Annotated in this window: 2 protein-coding genes; both read right to left on the reverse strand. The window is 39.0% G+C overall.

Annotated features, from left to right (window positions below):
• A partial coding sequence (locus H5202_RS19610; RefSeq protein WP_182773544.1) for a glycosyltransferase family 9 protein occupies positions 1 to 962 on the reverse strand: 962 nt, incomplete at its 3' end.
• A 419-nt stretch (positions 963 to 1381) separates the two neighbouring features.
• A partial coding sequence (locus H5202_RS19615; RefSeq protein ID WP_182773545.1) for a YjbH domain-containing protein occupies positions 1382 to 3131 on the reverse strand: 1750 nt, incomplete at its 5' end.

Below are 3131 nucleotides of genomic sequence, written 5' to 3' on the forward strand. Positions count from 1 at the left end.
ACCTGATCAAAATTGATTAATGCCATATTACGACCCGTTCTTTTTCCTACTGGAGGCGTATAAGCAAATCGCTTGCTTGTCTCAGATAATGTTCTCCATCTAAGATGAGGTGTTGAGCGTGTTCCTGCGTAAAATCCAACAGTGGGTACTGTATGTAAGCCCGCTATGTGTAAAGGTCCTGTGGAGCCTGCAATAAACATGTCTGCTGCGACTAATGACTCGGAAAAATCAATCAAACGGTCTAACGGCTTAGCCAGCGATATTTTAATTGAGGTATTGGCCAGTAACGTTTGAATTTCTTTTGCAAGCTCCAGTTCACTTCCATTGAATGTTAAAATGAAGTGACATGCAGATTGAGTCTTTTTATCGATATTTATTATTAGCTTAACTAGTTTTTCTATAGGAACGCACCCAGAAGAACCGCCAGTACCTGGATGAATAAAAATCAGCTTTTCATTAGCTAACTTTTGGTAGTATTCCTGCCAATATTCCTTGCGGGCACTCATATCCCAAAATCTAGAAGGCAGTTTAGGAATAGCATAACCGTGATGAGTTAAGAAGTGCTCTACCAGCATGCATGCACCTCGCCAGCAACCTTCACTGTTTAAGTATTCATTGCTTGCCCGATGTTTATATAAATATTGATACCAATTATGTTTAGGTACTAATTTATATGGAATATTGCTTTTGCTAAGGATTTTATAAATTCGAAATTCTGATAACAGCACGATCACCGCATCGTAATTTTGCTTCGCAATTTGCTCAGCAATGGCAGCATCATCGTGTGAGTCGATAATTGTGTTATCTACATATGGGCAGGCTTCAGCAAAATACTTAACCACAGTAGCGACAAATACATCAATTTCTGCTTCCGGCATCGCTTTTCTGAGTAGGTAAAGTGCTGGCCATGTCAGTACAAAATCGCCAATTTTATCGTGTTTGATGACTAAGATTTTTTTCATATGAATGTCTGAAAGATAAAATATTAACTCAATTCCATCGGATGATGGGGCTTATACTATTGTAAATGTTAACGATTGTCTTAACCATCAATATGAATGGAGTAAGAGCTTTTACAGAGTATATCAACTCAAGACGGTTTATTGATAGTGTTGCACTAACAATGGTAACTGCAGTTAACAATTGAATTGATTGCTGTTGTTACTATCTACAAGTTCACGGGTAGGTAGGGGGTTTCAAGCGGATTATTATAGAGTTTTTTGATTTTATATTTTGAGCTTTATATTTTTAGTTTTGTTGAAGTAGACAGCAATGCCATTATCAATCGTAAGTCTATTGATTTGTATATGTTATGGTTCACTTAAAGCTACTATTAATTAAATATGGGGATATTAATCACTTAATATCCCAATATTAGCATTTACTTTGTTGAAGGCTTATTTAGCCAAGGCGCCCTTGCGTCAGTGCCACTATAGAGTTCAAATTTACGTCCTAGCTTTTGCCCTCCATCTCGCGTGAGTGGTTGCCATGCAAGGTTACCGCGATTGGTTACAGGTGTTGGTAGTATTGCATCAAATGGGATTGAGATATAAAAACCTTTAGTAAAACTACCTTCACCGAATTGCTCAGCAGATAAGTTAGTTTTAGAAGCAAATGCACCCACAATGACGCCGCTATCAAATTGTTTAGAAAAATCGACAGTGACCCCGCGATCTTCTGCTAAGTATTGACCGTAACTGACCCTAAGCAATACATCATCGAACCAGCTTGGTTGATAGTATACGCTAGCATGACCCGTGAATGTGCCTGTTTGAGCTCGGAAATAGCGACCTGAATCGGGGTCAAAATTGATCTCATTTTCAAAAAGGCCAAATATATTATCAGGATCGCGCTGCTTCACATAGTTTGCATCAATCCCAAATGCCCAGTCGCTATTCATTGGACGATAAAGAACTTCAGTACCCACGCCAGCAAACATCATTTCTAAGTAACCAACATAGGCTTGTGCATAGATATTTTCACTTAATTTATCTAACCAAGTGAACTGCAGATTATCTACACGCACAGGATTGTCCGACACGTATTGTCTAATCAACGTTCTGACGCGCTTTAAATCAGTACCGTCTGGTGGAGTCAAATATTTAAACTGGTCATAGTTATCGAGTATGTTTATATACATCGAACTACTTACTTCAATATTGTCAGTTATCCAGCGGCTGGCAGATCCATTGATACCAAAATTAAACAGGTAAAAGTTTTCTGAACCACCAAAAGATTGCACAAGTTTGGGGGCAAAACCATAGTTCCATTGGTCGGGTGTTTCCCAATCCGGCGTTTCAGTTGGCAAAGTAGGTTCTACAACTTTGGTGCTATTTTCAATGTTGGCATTAATATAGTTGTGCTGTACTGCATCTTTAAATTGTTTAGCATCAATCTGTGTTTCTGTCGTAGGCAAATGACCCGTACTTTCAATTATGTTGAAGGTTTTCGCATCTGGAAACTGGTTTGCTAAAATGCGTCCTACTTGATCATGAGCGTTTTTTCTGTCGCGATATTTTGTTTGTGTCGCAACTATGGTCACTTGATCATTTTTGATGTAAATCTTAGCGCCCTTATAACCAGCATCAAAAGCGAGTTGCTTATTTAATTCAGGTAAATCAACTTTGCGGTCGGCCATATCAGGTTTATCTTCAATAGCTTGCTTTGGCGTGTCACGCCAGTTCGATTTTAAGCTATTAAAATTAGTGGCTAAACTAAACCCTAAAGTCCAGGTATTACCGCGTTCATAACTGAGTTTGAAATCACCCCAGTTACTCACTCTGTACAACAAACCGTAGTTTATTGGGCTACTTTGTTTGAGCTCATTACCAGTACGTAAAGCGGCAAAGTCAGACTTATAGTCATTACCATCGTACTCAACCTTTATGCGTAAAGGGTCCCAAGGGGTTTGATATTCAACACCGGCGAAAATAGCACTACAACCTTTAAACCAACGTTCAAAGTCAACATTACCACCTTTACCTTTAAAGCCGGTATTGCGATTACAATCGACAGATGATGATTTGTTGGTATCGGTTAAATTACCGCGGTTGCCTATATAGCCCCAACCGACACCAACAGTGGCGTCAAAGGGACCAAAGCCTTTAGTCATAGCAATATATTCGCTATCA

It is taken from the genome of Shewanella sp. SG41-4, assembly GCF_014164505.1.
GTDB lineage: Bacteria > Pseudomonadota > Gammaproteobacteria > Enterobacterales > Shewanellaceae > Shewanella.